An 18,730-nucleotide genomic window follows, 5' to 3' on the forward strand; every position below is an offset into this window, starting at 1 on the left:
TATAGTGAGTTTTTACTAACTTCTCAATGATCTACAAGAAAATTCAATGATTCCCCCCTTTCCTAATATGGATATGGTTTTTGATAACGCTTGCAATTACTTGTGAATCTTTGGTTCACAAATCCGATCTCGATGCTTTGACTAAAATGTATAATATTATAAGTGCAGCATCATAGGGCAATAATTCCATAATTATAGGTTGTTATATCCATTTAAACGTCATCCGTAATGATCCCGACAGGTCCGTATAAACCGCCGGTGGGGAACCATTCCTGCCAACCAAGCTCATCCTCATTCCGGTCTCGGTTCCAATAGGTTACGTCAGGATTTCCTCCGACAAGACTTGTTGGCTTGCCGATTTCGTAGTGTGTGCCGAGCGTGTTAGTCACCCGGATCCGAAGCCGATGCTTACCTTCGGGCAATTTGGGCAGTGTGAATTTATATGGTCTCCAAAGCCTCACTCCTAATGGGATGCCATCTAACCAAACTTCCGCGGTCCCTCTGACGTGTCCCAATTCAAGCTCGGCACCCTCGAGCGCAGAAGTATCAAAAACAGTTTCGTACTCCACCGCACCGCTATGATGGGGCAAACAAAGAGAGGTCCGCCAATCGCCTAACGAACCTAGTACAGGTATCGTCTCGAAGCGAATCGGTGCAAGAAGAACGGCCGCTTCCGTAATCGGTCCACAAGGAGTTATTCTTACGGCCGCTAAGGCTCCAGCTGGCTGTGGCTCAAACTCCATATTGCCGCCATTTGCTGCGATTTCTGTGCCATTAATCCAAACGCGCATCTCCCCTTCGCATTCGATACGCATTCTCTTCGCTCCTACGGGCAGCGGAAAGCGCAGCCAAACGGGTCTTCCATTGCAGCTAGGATCAGCAGTGAAAGAGAGCGGCTTCGGCTCGGGAACAGATTCAGGCATAAGCCAACCCACCAGCGGTAGCGGATGCGGCCTGGCGGAAATCCATAACGACTCCGTTTCTGCAAATTGGAGCACGGAGAAATGATGGATACCCGGAGCATTCCCTTGTTCGTCGGACCAATTTTCCCCAGAGAAGAAAGTAACGAATTCACCATTCTGCAGCTCAATGACTCCGTCTATAAATACTTCGCCTTTCCCTTCGGGTAAAGCAACCCTGACTTCATTCATGCCGTATTGCCAAAGAGCCGTAACATCTACTTCTTCCTGGCCTTGCCGGATATAAGGGTTGAAATCCCCATGTTCAGTCACATTGATTCCGTTCACATATAGCACGGCTCTCCCGCGAGCGGCAAACACGATTCGAACCCGCTGAAATGGGTGATCGCGCCTGCTTTCGATTTGGTTCATCAAGCTGGATTGCAAATTAGGACGCTGGGCAAACAGCCATTTCGGAAGTGGCAGACGCGCGATCGTGTTCACTTCGATGCCTGCCCTTATAACGCCGTTGCCGATAGCTTGAGCCCTCAATAGCAGTTCATTGCTCCCTTCTTGCAACTCGATCCATGCCGTTTGCTCTTCGGGTCCCCCGCTCCATGCAATCTCCTTGCCATTGATACGTCCAGTGATGTTGGAGTTACTTTCCGACCGGATCCAGTAGCGTCCACCAGAAGGTGCGATCACAAATGTTTTTGCCCAAACGAATTCTCTTTTTTTCAATTCACCCAGATTGAGAAATCGACGAGGAACACGACCCATCCGGCCGGCCCAAGAACGCATGGCGAGATCTCCAAACACGTTGCTGTACACTTTCTGAACAGAGCGTAATTCGTCGAACTCTTCTCCATGGCATACATGCCAATAAGAGGATTCGCTCCATAATCTCGTTAGCCAATTGGATTCATCCAAATCGGGTTTATGCCAGCCCGCCTTCTCCCCCTCCGTCTCTTCCCTCTCTAAGCGCACACTCATCATGCGGCGTTCTATCGGTAGAAAGCCGTTAAGTTCGCCATGCAAATCAAAATCCCCATACCGGTTGTCCAAAGTTGGCTCCACTTGGATTCGCCAATCGCCAGATGTCAACTCCAGCCTTTTCCCACTCGCTTCCAATTGACCGATTTGGGCTGGAAAGGGATACATTGGGGAGTTTTCATGATTATATTCTGCAGCCGTAGAAGCTGCATTCTTCACTGTGCACACGATCAACGAAGCAGGCCATGATGTGAATGGAGCTTGCACTTCAATCCATTCGCCTTCCCGTTTATACGGAATCGGCTCCATAGATCCATTGACCGGATCCCAAATCTGGGGCACACGATCTGTTCTTAATCGGTAAACGGCAGACCCAGGTAAAACGGTATCCGGACACGCAGGTTGATGCATGCTTAACAAAGCTCCGTTCTCTGGAAGCAGCAAGAAAATATCGGCATCCTCAATTTTGCGGTGCAAGGATTCACCTGGACCCTCCACCCTTTTCGGAATACGGGATTCCACCAGTGCTACTGCCTCTTCTGCTGTATCGACATATATGGCGCCAGCCATATCTCGCTCATCTTCGGGTACAGCTACAGCAATCACAAAACCGCCTTCACTCAACCAAGCCTCGGTTCGTGTGCGTGCTTCTTCATCCATAACGGTTGTTCCACACAAAAGTAAAACGGAAAAGCGCTCATCCGCGATTTTAAGTTTGCCCTTATCTGACGTCGCCTTTTGCAAAGCACTATCGTCTGCAATATCGAAATCTAACTGCGCTTTCCTTAGCGCACCAGGCTGCTTGTGATCTCTGCGGCTCCAACTGCCTGTTATTTTCCTATATACGTTTTGGATATGGGCTACTTGCTCGTTCGGCTCACGATTCGATATCCCCATCGGATGTTCATTTGTTTTCCCATCCGCCAAAGACAAATATCCGCATACCGCATAAGACGGGTAATGGACAGCAACGTCGCAAACATGCGTCCCCTCACTCAGTAAATAACAAACACGGCTAATCGTGTCAGCAAAAACCGGATAATGCTCGAAATAAGGCTGGCGCCATCCCGTATCGGGCGGAGCCCACTCCCACCAACCGCCACGGGTGCTATAGTAAACGGCATGGGGACTATATACGGTTACTCCCGCTTGAAACCATGGGATCAACCAATGCATCGTTTCCTCCAATGTCCCGCCCCAACCACTGGAATGGAATGCTTCTAAGAATACTCGTGAACCTCCGTGTAAATGTGCCATAGATGAATGCGGCTTAATCTCGCCATCCATGTCACTTCCTGATGCGTTATACCATCTATGTGTCCGAAAATAATCCAAATAAAGCCTCTGCGCCCCGTTAGGATCCGCTCTTCTCGCTGGTCCGGCCTGATCGCAGCAAATGAGCATTCCGCGCTGTCGGTGCCATTCACCGAGTGGAATAAAGAACGATTGTTCCGCAAGTTCAGCAGCAAGACGGTATACACGACGACGCACTTGTTCAGAACCAGGAAGCGGATCATACAATGCGGGTAGAAGAGGCGTTAAATCCTCCTTAAACCTTTCCTTGTAACGATCCGTCAACTCAGGTGTCCACAGTGGCAGCGGAGGCAGTTCGTCCTGAAAGCTTCCCGCAATCGTCTTGCCGAGATCATAAGGGAAGCGGCGCTCCATTTCACCGTGAATCCGGTCAATCAATTGTCCCGTTGCCTTAGGGTCGAGCCAATTGAAGCCCTGACGTACCGCAGCATACACATATTCGTTTGTTTCATAAAGGACTTCCGAGGACTTTGGCATCTCCTCGCCGTGCATGAATCGGCGTAATTGATACCCGGACATTTCCGGATCCTCTGTAACAATACGAGATGGCATGTTGGATCCGGAAAAGCCAATTTGGTCATAAAACCAAAGATACATGCCTAATCGCTCCGCTTCACGCAGAGCAACTTCAAACATGCACCACCAATCTTCGCTTGCAAACACGGGAAGATCGCTCACGGAACCGTACTGCGGTCCTGTAGGGGCCAAATTAATAATGCCGATGTTGCGCAGCCCTCCGTCGCGAAACTTTTTCATTTGCCAGCGAATACGTTCCGCCGTCACCTCTTCAGCACTCCACCACCAGAAAGGGACAGGTCCGAAACGCGGATCTGCTTTAGCAAATTTTTTTTGCAATTGGAATAAGTTCATTTGTTCCTCTTCCTCCCTAGCTTCGAGAAAAAACTCCAGTCCTCAAACTGGAGTTTCGACGAAAAAAGTTATTTGGCGGCTTTCTCTGTTTGAATACCTTTGGTCGATTGTTCTTCGATCATCCGCAGCGCGGTCATCGAATCTTTGGATTCTCCAAAAATCAAAGGAGAGAAAACATTGTGCAAAGGCACATCAATATAGGTTAAGCCTGCAGCGCGTGCAGCCGGAGGCATCGCATTTTGACCGTAGAATATCGACTGAACGTGCTTTCCTTGCATTTGCGGCAGGTTTTTCCCAAACGCTTCTTGAACCGCAGGGGTCTGCAACGAGCCGATGATGCCTTCTTTGGCTAAATTGACTTGCATCTCTTCAGAAAGCATGTATTGGATAACTTGAAATGCCTGATCCTTCTTCGTGGATTGCTTCGTAATAAACGCCGCATACATGTTCGGCATGGCTTTAGTCTTTGGCACATCGGCGAAAGAAGGCATGGCTGCGATATCGAAATTCAAGTTTTTATTTTGCTCATACCATTGAACAATTTTCTCCGAAACATGGACGCTCATCGCCATTTTTCCTTTGGGGAAATCGTCTACCGAAGTAAACTGATTAGCTGGTATCTCATAGAAACGTCTTAGGTTGTCTACTTCTTTCTTCCATCCGTCCGTTGCCAATACAGCCTTGTCCTCCGTCAAACTGAACGGCGATAACCCTAGTTGGTTATAAGTCATATACAAACCAGGATGCTGCTGATAGCCCTTGTACGTATTTTCTCCTTCTACACGAGTCAGCTTTTTGGCCAATTCATAAACTTCATCATAAGTCATACCATCTTTGGGATAGTCGACTCCGAATTTATCAAAAATATCCTTGTTGTAGAAAAGTACGAAATCGCTCAATTGGTAAGGTAAACCATATATTTTTCCTTCAGGATTCGTATTTTTCATCTTCGCCATGGCTGCAGGATTCAATTTTCCGGTGTCGAAATTATATTTTTTGATCAAGTCGGTCATGTCGTACTGGAGATCATTCTTAATGATATTCTTTTCAAAATTGCCACTTGAATTCTCGATAATAATATCGGGAATCGTGCCGGCCGCGATTAAGTCCTTATATTGCCGTCCCGGGTTATCCCAGTGAACATGTTTAAAGGAGATATCAGGAAACTTTTTCTTCAGGTATTGTCCAATTTGCTTTTCGTAATTTTCTTCTTTCGCGTAAAAGGCAGGGTACACCGTATAAATGAACAATTCGTTATCCGGTGTTTTTGTTGATTTTTCGACTGCTGGACTTTGTGCTGCAGGTGTTGATTCACAGCCCGCAATAACGGTGATTGCCGTCGCAATCAACAAGGATGATTGAAGATACTTTTTCATACTTCTTTGAACCTCCTTAGAGTTTAGCATTAGTGAAACTTCTAACTTCGTGAGATTTACTTAATCATTTCTTTAATCTTACTTTAGTACGAAATTGTAACGCTTTCATTGGGCGGTATTTCATTTATATAGGCCCATCATACTTTCAGTTTCTGCGCTGCATTAAATTTGATGTAGCGTTTCACGATCTGGGATTATGTATGCTTTTGCATCCTCAACCCCTCCTTCAACTCACAAAATCGCTCCTAACAGGTTCGTAAAGCTTGCCTTTCTCGGCAAGCCATCTATCCACATCAGGCAGATCGAAATATCGGAGCATCCCTGGAAAAATAAAGCTTAAGGAGTCCGTTTCATCGTAAAACGGTTCCTTGATCCAATCAGAGATACTGTACATGCGGTTCTCCATGCAAACATTCTGGACGCGTTCATCAAGCAAAGCCGCCAATCCGGCGTATATGGCATATCGTCCGTTTCCATATAATCGAATGTCCGTAGGATCAATATTGCTTGATGCAGATGCAAGCTCCACGGCTCGCAACACATCGTATGTCCGTACAGCGGCCATACTGTCGCCCAACCACATCAACTCGTCGGTATATCTGTCCATCATCCCGAATCTTTTGAAGGGTTTATCCGTTGGTGAATTCAAATGCGGAAGAAGCGGCCCAATCCCTGTTGGATTGAGTACCATCACAAGTCGACCGGAGGCGCAAGTTTCTTCAATCCACTTGGCATGCGTTTGAAGCTGGTTCGATCCCCCGTCCCAGACGGCAATGGTTACCGGGAGTTTATGACCCGCAAGCTTCGAATCGAAAAATTGTAAACAATGATTTAATAATCCTGTCTGGCTCCACCAAATTTTGCGGATTACCCACAAATTCGCTACTTCCCCTCCCCCGGAAGGACGCGGGTTAAGGTCGCAAAGCTGTCTGCCCGAAAACACACGCTTTCGAAGCCATTCAATCGATCGCTTTTTTCGATCGTCTTCTGATAATACTTGGCGTGACCTCTCAAATATCGCTAGCCGTTCTCTATTTTCAACATGCGTGCTTTGGGCATCCGCAAGCTCGCCGATGACCTGACCGCTTTGTGTGCACCATAGCTGCTGGGCAGGGATCAGTTTTATATCTTCGATGCCGATTTCATCTGTACGTCCGAGCAAATGCTTGGAGAAAAACTGTGCCGCCGCACGTGCCAATGGAATCGTAAATCGATGTACGTTTTCATCTTCGAAAATGTCCAGATCTTCACCTCGGCCAAACATTTCCCAAAATCTGCGATTTACAGCTACCGTATGCCTGGGACCTTCAATCGGGACGGAATCATACGTTGTAGCAAGAATACGCACAGGCCTTGGAGCCATGGCTAATACAATGTCTTCATGATCGAAACCTAGCGCGGAAAAACCTGGCCATTTCTGCTCGGCATCTTGGGCTTTGCCAGTAAGTAGAAAGTACGGCCGATTCATAATAAATCCGCCTGGGGCTGCTGCGGCAATGCGTTGATCGTACATCATAACCAGCGAAGTCTGCGTTCCACCGCCTGAATGGCCTGTCACTCCTATACGGCACGGGTCGACCTCCGGCCGGGTGCATAAATAATCTATCGCCCGTACGGCGTCATGCAGCATATAGCGGGCTAAACTATCCCCTAACGGCATACACTGCCGCCCGACATTTTCATGTTCAGTAACGCTAGTCATCGGTGCCTGTTTCGAATCTGGATCATAAAAGCCGAACCGCTCCCCCTGGCCGACTGGGTCAAGCGACATCACGACAAGACCGGAATGAACCATATAATGACAAACCGTTTGATATTCATCACAATGTTTAGCCTGTTCTCGATGCCCGCATAGTAGCAGTACCGCTCCACGGGGCTCAGTTAACCCGTCGGGAACATACAAATTAGCAGTCGCATATACATGAGGCCTCGGTTCGAAAATGACTTTTTCAACGCGGAAACCGTTCCCTTCAACCGTACCTGTAACTCTTGGATTTAAAGGTGCATCCGAAGAAGGCATGCCGCCGATGCATCGTTCCAGCCCTTCACGGATTTCCTGCTGCCGTTGCTTAAGCTCTGACTTATCCTTGATGGCTGAACGTGCTTGTTCGCCCTTCTCGGCTGCGCGCATAGCGGATTCGTAAACCCAACGCGGAAGCTGGCTTTTTACATCAAAGTGGGCAATTCCCACACTCTCTAAATTCTCATACATGCAGTCATGTCCCCTTCTGTCCTATCTATCAGTTCGGTAAAACCAACAAGTCGGCTATGCGGATAGGCAAGCCTGTTTGCACTGACTTCCATATCGCTTCCCCTGTCAATACCGAGTCAGCTCCCGCTTCCGCTCCAGCCATAATCTCATAGGGACGGACCGGATCTGGTCCTAAGAACAAATCTTCCAAAATGAGAGGATCCCCTCCTCCATGCCCTCCAGGACGCGGAACAACATGGATCGTTTCTTTGCCGCCGAACAATGGGAAATAATCAATCGTTTGCTCAGGTGCTTGATGCGTTACTCGCTTGGACATTACTTCCTGGGTTTCGATTCTCCCCTTTGTCCCGTTAATAGCCAGTCGATATCCTTCGTAAGGCAGCGAAAAGTTAACGGAATAACTCATCATGGCCCCCTTGTTATACTTAATGGCTGCAACGTAAGTATCCTCAATATCGATTTCCGAATCGAAGATACAGCCATCCGCGCGATACCCCGTATTGCTGGGCTTTACATCCATATTCGTCAAATGATCGTCTTCAGGTACAACCTCCTTGCTCCGTGAAGACCATCGCATGAAATAGGCGCAATTCTGCTTGACTTGGCATGTTCCGCAGTGCCTTCCGTCTTCCTTGACAGGATTGAGTTCGCCTTCTGGACCGAAATAATTCAGCGCACCGTATGCAAAAGCCTCTACCGGCTTTTGATCGATCCACCAATTAACAAGATCAATATGATGGGTGCTTTTATGTACAGACAATCCGCCGGAATGGCTTCTTTTACGGTTCCATCTTTTAAAATAGCTCGCGCCATGATAAGTATCGAGATACCAATTCAGATCAACCGAAGTAACCCTCCCGACTTTACCTTCAAGGATTAGCTCCTTAATTCTCGTGTGGATCGGAGAGTAGCGGTAATTGAAGGTCACGTACAGCTTCCCGCTACTATTGTTCTGTGCATCCAAAACACGTTTGCAATCTGCCCCGCTCGTGACCATCGGTTTTTCCGATATAACATCAAGATGGTGTTCCAATCCTTTAACAATGTAATCCGCATGGGTATGGTCCGCACCCGCGACAATAACGATGTCGGGGCTCGTCTCCTGGATCATCTGCTCGAATTGATCGGGGAGATAAACGGGCAATCCGCTCAGCGTCGGGAATTTCTTGAAACAATTCGTAAATCGTCCGGGATCCGCGTCCAGCATTCCAACAATTTCACAATGCGACTGAAAAGTTTCCAGCATGTTCTTGATAAACATGCCGTTCGCTCTCGTACTAACTCCGCAGATGACATATCTTTTTCTTGCCAAAAGTATTCGCCCTCCAATCTTAGGTTAAGTATACAAATTAGCGAAGCGCAAAGAATTAGTAAAAACGATCTTGATTATAGGTCGATCCTGTCGCAGCTATGTAAGAGAGAAGGGTAAAAAACCGTTCAGAAAAAAGAAGTCCCTGCCGAAAAAGCTGGCAGGGACAATGGTTAATTCAAGCTTCAAGTTCTACGATAAACGTCTTATACTGGTCCTGTGAAACAAAATTAATAGTAAATTGCTTAATGTTATTCGCTCCCGAACTACCAACACGGGTATATGTTACTTTAAAATCAGAACCAATAGAGATCATATCTTGCTTTTTCGTATCAGTCTCTGTGTAAACAATGTCGCTGATCCACATCGTCGTTTGGAGAATATTATTAACTGGAGTGATCTGATCCTGTTGCCCTGTAAGACAAGTAGTCGTATTAACTGTACATTTTTGATTCACGAAGCTACCGTAATTGGTAACGGCCTGAATTTGGCCCATCAGTCTAGTGTCCCAAACAAAGAGACCATTTAGATTCGTTGGGACAAATGTCTTGTCAGGCAACTGAGTTTTTGGAACCTTTATCGGAGATTTATTATTAATCTTAAGATCAGACACATCCATAGGATCGGCAGCGATCGCATATTCCATACTGAGATCTTTCTGTCCTAACGGAGTGTCGAAGAAAACCTTCAGGGTGGTTTTTCCCCCGTTGATACCGATGAACCTAGGTGTCTCGCCTTTGTTAAAGGCGTCTTTGTTAAAGGCGATAATAGTCGGATCGCTAACGGCTAGCCACTTGACCTTGGGGTTATAAGCGACTTTATAACCTGAGCTATCTTTGGCTACTACTACAACATCTTTGCCAGGTACATTATAGCCAGGGTTGCTGAATAAGTAGGTCGCATCCGTAACGCTTTTTGTGTTTCCCCAATCATAGAATAATTTTCCAGCCGCACTCAAGCCATCGCCTATGTCTAACGAATAGACCAGATCCGCTTTTTTGATGTCGACCACATTTAGCGACACTGACAGGGTGTCCAAAGTTTCTAAGGTTTGCAGACTTTCGTCGACTTGAACCAATGTAGCGGTCAATCGGTAACTTCCCTTCCGCGTTGAATCTGGAGTGACAGTGATAGCTCTATTAGCTATTTGATTAATATCTCTCAGTAATTTCGGATTCGCATCGGAGAGTACCACGCCTCCTGAGGAAGTCGTTCCGGAGATCGCCCCTGTATCACCACTGATTTTTTCGAGTTTCATTTCAATCTTGTAACCGGTTTGGTTCGAATTATATTCAATGCCGTATTGATCATAAATTCTGAAGAGCGTAGTGGGCTTGATCCCACTAAATAATGTAACACTCACAGTACTTTCAGTATCAAGTTTAAGTGAGTTAGGCTTGCGGGGCTTCTCTATATTGATGGGCAGCGTTACCAATTCATTAAGCGCATTCAATCGAACATTAATGGAGGCAGGACCCGCAGCCTTCACCTCTTTAACACGAATTTGCCCATCCGTGGACCTTATTGCCACTTGTCTACCTCCACGTGTTAATGTATCTGCTTCCAGCACGATACCACCTGTAGCATAAACTGAAATTCTCCCCGACGTCTCTGCCTCCACAATCTCGGATGTACTAAACTCGTAACCCGTTGAATCTTTAATAACTAAACCGAAAAACTTCTCTCCGTCACCTTCTGCCGCCGGTTCTGTTAAGGGTTTTATTACGACGGTTGCAGGTGTCTTTAAGGCTGTTACATTAATCGTCGTAGATACCTGCTCACCAGCACTAAACAAATTGACAATGACTTCCTTATCTCCGTCTAAATCCGTATTGGCTTCCATTTGCATTTCCGGAAAACCGTCATTGTCAAAATCGACGAAATCATTTCCACCTGTTTGATTAATGACGTTCCCCGTTGCAGTAAAAGATTTATGGATTCCCATGTTCATAATCTCGGAATCAACGACGGGATACCCGTGCTGATCATAGGCTTTGAATTTGAGGTAGGCTCTGACACCAGCCTTAAAGATCAACTGTCCTCCGGGGATCTTCAGTTCTCCGATTTCGATCTTCGACACAATAGGAATGTCACCAACGATAAACGTTTTGCTGGCTGTCTTGAAGCTGCGCTTTTCTAATAACGAAACCATCACTTTGCTATCCATTAATTCTTTGCTCAAATCAATGGTAAAAGCATTTTCACCGGGATAAAAGTCTACTTTTCGATTTTGAGCTCCAATCATAATATTCAAATCGCTTGCCGATAAGATCTCATTCTCACCATACTGATTTGTCGCTTTGAATTCGATTCTTACTTTGGATTTAGCAAGCTTTTCCGCAGAAGTAACAATCTCCAAATTTTTGATCTTTCCAACTTCAGAGATGAATTCGATTTTACTCTTATCCATACTCCCAACATCCAACCCTGATAATTCAACTGTATATTTGCCATACGTTAACGTATCTGTTTCGAGTGTGGCGTTTCTATTGTCATCCGCCCATTCGGTGCTGGATGGCATCGCCGTATCCGAACCGTATTTCGTAATGTTCAATATGGCCTTGTCGATGTCGACATCCCGATTAAGTCTTACGGATATTTTGCCTGTCCCCGTTAATGTGACTTCGGCAATGGAAGCTTTTGCAGGCTTCGCAGTTGTGAAATGCTGCTGCATGGCTTCATAAGCTGCTAGTGCAAGGGTTTCTCTTGAAACAGGGACATTTCCTCCGAATTTTCCATCAACTTGGTTAGTCATGATTTTTAGCTTAAGTGCGTAGGCAACGTAGGTCTTATATGTATTGTCTACGGTTTCATCCTTGCTAGGAGTCTCATTTTTCACCTTCTCATCCAAACCGAGTCCCTTTATCAGCAGCATGGCGAGTTCTTGGCGGGTCACTTGCCCGGACGGATTGTACTTATCCATCACACCGTACGAAAGAGCCGAGTTCTTCAAAGCCTCGATGTAAACACGCGCAGGGTCATCCCATTTGATGTCGGAGAAGCTTGATACAGTAACCATTCTATCAATGCGTATGCCTAAAACGATTGCAACTGACTTCGCCAATTGGGCACGAGTGATCTGTTGGTCCAAACCGAAAGAATCTGCTGACGCCGTGTCGATCGCTTCCATTTTCAGTAAAGAGTTAATCTTTTTCTTGTCGTCCTTCGAAACACTTTTCAAATCACCGAACTGGTCGGCCAGATACGTGTCTGAAGTTACCGACGATGATGGAGTTACTGTTGGAATTGTTGACGGCGTGGCTGTCGTCTGCGATGTTTGCGAAGCGGCATCATCCGCATAGGCCAAGGGAGCAAAGCAGTAACACAATAATAAGAACGATAAGAAAAGCGAAATTTTTTTATTCATATGATGCCTCCCGACAAGCGAATACGACCTTGATTAAAACGCTTACATTTTACGTGAAATACCGTTGTCTCTCTGATCACATCAACCCACTCTCCAATCTTAGTTTACTTGCATGACCTAACTATATGGCAATAATGCGAACTTTTCATGGGGGCTTTTATGCATCTTTATAGGTTGTTTAATTCATCATTATTCTGGAGGCAAAAGTACGATTCTCCCCTCCTCCAGCGTAACTTGAACTTTATTCGTGTTTTTCACTCCGATTGATTCCAAGTAGTTTGGAGGAATTTGCAACCGGCCCGCTTGGTCCAGCACCGCATATTCGACGTGGGATTCTTCTTCCTGCTCTTCGATACCATGCACCGATTCAAGCAGTTCTTGATCGAACGATTTACGACGCAATATTTCCGAAGACGTTTTCCCGTCCCGAATGGCTACTACGCGATCCACTTTTTTGGCAAGCAGCGGATCGTGCGTAACAATAACGACTGTTAGCCCCAGACTCCGGGTCAAATGCCGGAACAAATCAAGAATTTGATTGGCCATGTTCGAATCGACGGAGCCGGTTGGTTCATCCGCAAGTAAGAGTTTCGGATGGTTTGCCAGCGCTATAGCGATGGCAACACGCTGCTGTTCACCGCCTGAGAGTTGGTTCAGTCTGTTTTTCAACCGGTGGCTAAGGCCTACGGCTTCCAGCAGTTCCATAGCCCTTTCTCGTTTGCGCTTGCCCTGAAGTAAAATAGGCAGCTCTACATTTTCTTGTGCTGTCAGGTAAGGAATTAAATTCCGTGCATTGTTCTGCCATACGAAGCCTACGGTCTCCCGTTTGTAACTTACGATGTCTTTCTCCGACATACTCAGCAAATCTCTGCCCGCCACCGTTAGACTGCCAGCCGAGGGGCGGTCAAGCCCCCCGAGCATATTTAGCAGAGTCGATTTACCACTTCCGCTGTTGCCGATAATGGCCATCAATTCACCAGCCTCCACGTGTAAATCCAATCCTTGTAAGGCGACTACCTCCAAATCGGCAATTTTATAAATTTTGACCAGATTATCACAATGAATCATCCTAATCCTCCCCCAACTTAACAGCTTGATGAATTCGAATTCGGGATACGAAAGACCCGAGTACTCCCAATCCAATCGCGATCATCATCGTGACAATCCAGTACAGCCGAACTTGATCCCGAGGGTCAAAGGTAACTTCGAATGGCGGAACCTGTGTTTTCGGATCAAACGACAATTCAAATAAGGGTACGAACAAGTGACTCGCCACGTTACCAGTCAGAATTCCAATGAGGATCGCCGCACCCGAGATCAAGATTTGCTCGCCAACAAGCATAAGAATCAACTGGTAAAAGGAAATGCCCATAGCTCTCAAAATACCGAACTGAAGCGTCCGAGCGAATAAGGATAGAACCCAATATAACAGGAAGCCAAAAAAGCAAATAAATATAGAAATCAGAAAACCAAGCGTCATCACACCATTAATGGCCATCTGGAAGGGATCCTTGATCGACTTAATCTGTTCCTGTTTGGCATCCCTCAAAGACTCTATCTCATAGCCATGATCGACGATTGCTTGATACACCGCTTGACTGCTTGCCTCTGGATTCAGCTTCAACCAAACCTCATAGGGCTCAAGTGCCAGATTGTTTTGAATATATGGCAGTTGGCCGATCACGAGATTTGGCTTCTTCAATTTCGTGGTGGAACCCTGCTTCGTTGTGGTTGTTACTGTATCATTTACACCGGGGTTTGGATTCCAAGATGGCCAATAATCAATTACCCCATACACGGTAAATTGGGCTCCTTCTACACCTGTCCAGCCTAGCGTCATCGTATCGCCAGGTTTCAGACTATATTCTTCGGCCATCGATTTCGATATTAAAACAGCAGATGGATTGCGTGCGATCAAGTTCAAATATTCATTGATATGATGATCAAGCAGTCTATCACGCATCCAAGCGGTTTCACCAAATTGTTTGCTTTCGATCCCCATCAACTGTATATTTTCAGTTGACTTTCCATGGATATATATCGCATCTTTTTTATTAAATACCTTTGCTGCTTGTTCCACGCCAGGCAGCTGCGTAAAAGGCAGGAATGACGGTTCCGTATATTGTGTCTTTAAAGGAGCTTCGGAAGAAGCTTCTGACTCAGCATCTTCCTCTTCAGACTCTTCCATTAAACCGGTCAAGATTGCCGGAGGGGCGTCATTCTCCCAACGAATCTGCATCGTAATATCAGCGCCTGCAGAGTAAAGGATTTTATCAGTCGTATTCTTATTGATCGTACGGGTTGCACTTGCACTGAATAAGCCTGTGGCAATGGTGATGATCAGAAAAACCATAATAAATTGATATTGAATGGTCGAGCGGCTAACTTGAATAAATGTGCTGTACAGAGAAGGTGGCCACCAACGTCTGCCAACCTGAAACACCAAACGCATAAACCAAGGGTAAATTCGAAGAATGAGCAGACCCATACCCAAAATAAAAAGTGCCGGAATGAGAAATAACAGCGGATCTACCTTTAAATCACCGGATTTTAAGCCTAGCGACAGCAGCTCTTTGATTCGCGTTTTATAATTATTCAATCCATATAGTGCTACCCCAATCAACATGACATCGATGAAATATTTGTGCCAGAAGGAGCTTTTTTCCTGTCTTGCCGACTGCTGTTTTTGTCCGACAATAGTAACCCTCATGGCAAGGAATACCGGAATCAGCGTCATCACAAGTGAGCTGGCGACAGCAATCAGCCCATACAAAAAAGCATCCCGATTCAGTTCAACGTCAAGCTTAGCCCGCTGTACGAATTCAAGAAAACCGCTAGATGCGCCCAATAGTTTTGTCAAAAAGGCCCCGAAATACGGTCCAACCAAGAAAGCAATTGCACCGAGTACTAAGCCCTCCACGACATAACTGAAAATAATTTGCAAGCGACTAGCACCCCGACTGCGTAATACGGCGATTTCAGTTTTCTGGCGTTCCGTGATCAGGTTTGCAACCATATACAAGTAAAAGGCAAGCATGAGCATAACAGGCACATTTAACGACCAGAGCATGAGCCTTAGACTTGCTTCTTTTACGTAATATGCACCCAGAGTTTGTAAGGCAGGAGCATTCATATTGTGAGTTTCGTACCGTTTATCCATATGGGCCGTGATCGTGCGATGCGCATCAATGAAATCGTTTGTGGATACCAGCGACATTTTGCTGTAATCAAGGGCCAAATACCAGTAGCTAGACTGAAGATTTAGCTTGCTGCCTGCTGTGAATTCTTTTTCAAATAAATCAAAATTGATCAGAAAGCTGTTCTTATAGCTGCTTGGGATGTTATACCAAAATAGATCCGTGTAATCCTTACGATCGAATACACCTACAGGCTTGACGTAAACCGGTAGTTTCATCTTCTCATCTTGAATTGTAAAAACGGTATTCAGCACCATGCCGAGTTCTGTCAAAGCTTCTTTTACAACAAGCGCTTCATACACCCCATTAATCGGCTCTTTCTCCGGTAGACGTCCATCCACTAGCCGAATGTGTCCCTCCATTCCATCAATGGCAGAGAAATCCGCCGACCGCTGTCTGTTGATATCAACTTTGTCTGGTTCGGCCGGAGCAAGTCCGTATCGTTGCGTTGACCTCTCACGGACGAGTTGCTGGACAGGGAGGCCAAAGCGATGGCTGGCTTTGTTCAGAAATTCATCGGTTTCAGAAATTTTAGTATTCTTTTGCTCATCTTCCGGAACTAAATTTGCTGATAACCAATAGATGCCGGGATACTGACTGCTAGAGGTTTGCAATTGCTGCAGCTCCTGAATCAGTAATCTTTGCAAGATCGCGTTTGTATAAATCGGCATCGTACTCGTTAAAGCCACAGATAACACCAATCCGAACAGCAGGCTAAGCTCCAGCCATTTATTATTGATCATTTTGCGCAAGATCATGATAAATAATGCCAATCCCTTAACCTCCTAATTATTCAAAATAATCTTCTGCCCTTCGGTAATGCCTTTGCGTATCTCCACTTCCCTAGCCGCTACAATCCCTTTCTCCACATCGACCTCTTTCCTGCTTTCTCCTTCCATGACCTGTACATAATCGCGCCCCATATAACTGCGCAGCCCCGATCTTGGGATGACCCATACATTCTCTCGCTTTTCTGTTACAATCGTGATATCTGCTTGGGAACCGATCGTCACTTCTGTCGGTAATTCCTTCACGTTAATAAAGAGAGACTTCGAATTTTTATCCTGTACCGTTTTATTATCACTAATCGGTGCGGTCATAGGCGTTTGAACGACTTTCCCTACATACGTCTTGTCTTTTATTTTCACATTGACATCCATGTTGATTTCAACGCCAACCAAATCGTTCTGACTGGAGGCTGTATAAACGAGTTTCATCTTATTCGGGTCTGAGATCGTCACCAGCTGTTTATAAGCCGATACTTGATCACCCAGTTTCATAGGTTCAATGTAAGTTACGATGCCGTCGACCGTTGCAACGAGAGTCGTTCTATCCAATTGGCTCCGCAGTGATTTCAACTGAATTTGAGCGCTTTCATAATCGAGCATTTTCAAACGAACCGCAGGATCATCGCCACCCTTATCAGCTATTTCTTGCGCCATTGAAATTTTGATCTTTTCGAGCGTAATTTCTTGCAAACGAATTTTCATTTCAAGATCGCCTGTTTCCGTTGAAGCTACGACATCACCTGCATGTACTTTATCTCCCAATTTCACATTCATTGACGTCAATCTGCCGCCCGATTCTTTATAAAATAAGTAATCCATTTGATCCGATGCAAACGTCGCGACTCCCGTAATTTGCTTGGCTATATTGGCTTTCTTCACCTCAAAAAGCGTTAAGGATTCTGTGAGTGGTTGAACAAGCGGCGGTTTCAAATCTGGTTCTTCAACCGGCAGCAAAGAGCAGCCTGCCAAAGTCCCAGCCATGCACCATAATCCAAGCATCGGGAACAGCATTTTGCTAAGCTTGTTCGACAATTTGACCATCCTCCAATGTGTAAACATGATCGGCTACGCTCATAATTGAGGGGTCATGAGTCGTAATAATGATGGTCATCCCCTCGTGTTGAACCAAATCCTTGAATACCTTCATGACTTGAAGCCCCATCTTACTATCCAGTTCTGCAGTTGGCTCGTCAGCTAAAATCAAAGAAGGCTTATGAGCAATCGCTCTCGCAATGGCAACCCGCTGCTGCTCTCCCCCGGACATTTCGAAGGGCCGATGTTTCATTCTAGCTTTCAACCCTACGAATTCGAGCGCCCTTTCTGTATACTCCTTATAAAGTACGGATGGAATGCCCGCAATTCGCAAACCGAATTCCACATTCTCGTAAGCCGTCATCAGTGGAACCAGAGCAAAGGATTGGAAAATCAACCCCATGTGTGCACGTCTCAACTCGTTGCGTTTCTTCTCTGTGAATCCACTAATTTCGGCATCATGAAAGTACACTTTGCCTTCCGTTGGCCTGTCAAGGGCACCAAGCATATTCATTAATGTGGTTTTGCCGGATCCGGACCGCCCTTTGAGAGCGACTAGCTGCTTTGCCGGGATCGATAAGTTGGCTCCTTTCAGGGCGTGAACTGCGGTAGAACCGCGTCCGAATACCCGGGTAATAGCTTCCGTCCTAACAAGAGCTGAGGTGCTTTGCCTTTGTTGCTCGATAGTCATGAATATTCACACTCCTAAATAGGCAGGTTGCGTCTTATCATCCGAAGTTTTTGCAAAAAAAAGAGGAAACATGGTTGCTTCCTCTTTTTCTTTTTCAAACATAGATGATTACTATTATTGAAAGGCAATATTCTCAATTTTCGCTTCACCGTAACCATAATTCCAAGCACTGACATCGACATAGAAATAAAGCGGGCCAGAGTATCCGCCCGGCAGGTCGATGACCGATTCATAATCATAATCACTGCTGTCATTTTTCGAAATGTTGAACAGCTCTCCTTCATACGTGGACACCGTTACCGTGATATTAGCGTCTCTTTCCACATAGTACGACCAACCAAAGGAAAGCTGGGAAATATTCTCAACGTTAATTTCGCTTTTGGATACACCCGAACAATTTTCTTTATCACTGTAACCAGCTAAAGTTAAGCTGCCGTCACCGATATTAGCCGAGGAATAACAATGATTATAATGAGAATCACTGCTTGTAATGGTCGTAGTCCATTGTAAATTAGGAGGCGTTTGCGCAATTGCTGGTTGTGTTAAGATAAACAATAAGCAGATAACGGACAGCATGCTAATAAGCTTTATCTGTTTCATTTTAATCACTCCCTGAGATTTCATGTAAATGTTAGGAAAAAACTCCAGTCCATAAACTGGAGTTTTCATTCTCTGAAAGGAT

10 protein-coding genes are annotated in these 18,730 nt (G+C 45.7%); all 10 read right to left on the reverse strand.

Going from position 1 to position 18,730, the window contains the following annotated elements; all coding sequences use genetic code 11:
- Positions 1-212: 212 nt before the first annotated feature.
- Positions 213-4,076: a glycosyl hydrolase family 2 protein gene (locus tag QFZ81_RS20020; protein ID WP_307604399.1), complete on the reverse strand. Its 3,864-nt coding sequence runs from the start codon at positions 4,074-4,076 to the stop codon at positions 213-215.
- Positions 4,077-4,144: 68 nt separating this feature from the next.
- Positions 4,145-5,452, reverse strand: a complete 1,308-nt coding sequence (locus tag QFZ81_RS20025; protein WP_307442032.1) for an ABC transporter substrate-binding protein — start codon at positions 5,450-5,452, stop codon at positions 4,145-4,147.
- A 226-nt stretch (positions 5,453-5,678) separates the two neighbouring features.
- Positions 5,679-7,664, reverse strand: coding sequence for an alpha/beta hydrolase family protein (locus tag QFZ81_RS20030; protein WP_307604401.1), 1,986 nt, complete (start codon positions 7,662-7,664; stop codon positions 5,679-5,681).
- 28 nt (positions 7,665-7,692) lie between these two features.
- On the reverse strand, positions 7,693-8,976 hold the full coding sequence (locus tag QFZ81_RS20035) for a Gfo/Idh/MocA family oxidoreductase (RefSeq protein ID WP_307604403.1): 1,284 nt from the start codon (positions 8,974-8,976) through the stop codon (positions 7,693-7,695).
- A 175-nt stretch (positions 8,977-9,151) separates the two neighbouring features.
- Positions 9,152-12,340 (reverse strand): S-layer homology domain-containing protein, encoded by a 3,189-nt coding sequence (locus tag QFZ81_RS20040; RefSeq protein WP_307604405.1) that lies wholly within the window; start codon positions 12,338-12,340, stop codon positions 9,152-9,154.
- Between the two features lie 189 nt (positions 12,341-12,529).
- Complete coding sequence (locus QFZ81_RS20045; RefSeq protein ID WP_307442025.1) at positions 12,530-13,408, reverse strand: ABC transporter ATP-binding protein; 879 nt, start codon at positions 13,406-13,408, stop codon at positions 12,530-12,532.
- Position 13,409: 1 nt separating this feature from the next.
- Positions 13,410-16,310, reverse strand: a complete 2,901-nt coding sequence (locus tag QFZ81_RS20050; protein WP_307604407.1) for an ABC transporter permease — start codon at positions 16,308-16,310, stop codon at positions 13,410-13,412.
- Positions 16,311-16,322: 12 nt separating this feature from the next.
- Positions 16,323-17,357: an efflux RND transporter periplasmic adaptor subunit gene (locus QFZ81_RS20055; RefSeq protein WP_307442021.1), complete on the reverse strand. Its 1,035-nt coding sequence runs from the start codon at positions 17,355-17,357 to the stop codon at positions 16,323-16,325.
- Positions 17,341-18,048: an ABC transporter ATP-binding protein gene (locus tag QFZ81_RS20060; protein WP_307604409.1), complete on the reverse strand. Its 708-nt coding sequence runs from the start codon at positions 18,046-18,048 to the stop codon at positions 17,341-17,343. The genes QFZ81_RS20055 and QFZ81_RS20060 overlap by 17 nt, the downstream gene beginning before the upstream one ends.
- 114 nt (positions 18,049-18,162) lie before the next feature.
- Positions 18,163-18,648: a hypothetical protein gene (locus QFZ81_RS20065; protein WP_307604411.1), complete on the reverse strand. Its 486-nt coding sequence runs from the start codon at positions 18,646-18,648 to the stop codon at positions 18,163-18,165.
- Positions 18,649-18,730: the final 82 nt, after the last annotated feature.

Origin of the sequence: Paenibacillus sp. V4I9, assembly GCF_030817295.1 — a bacterium.
Lineage (GTDB): Bacteria > Bacillota > Bacilli > Paenibacillales > NBRC-103111 > Paenibacillus_E.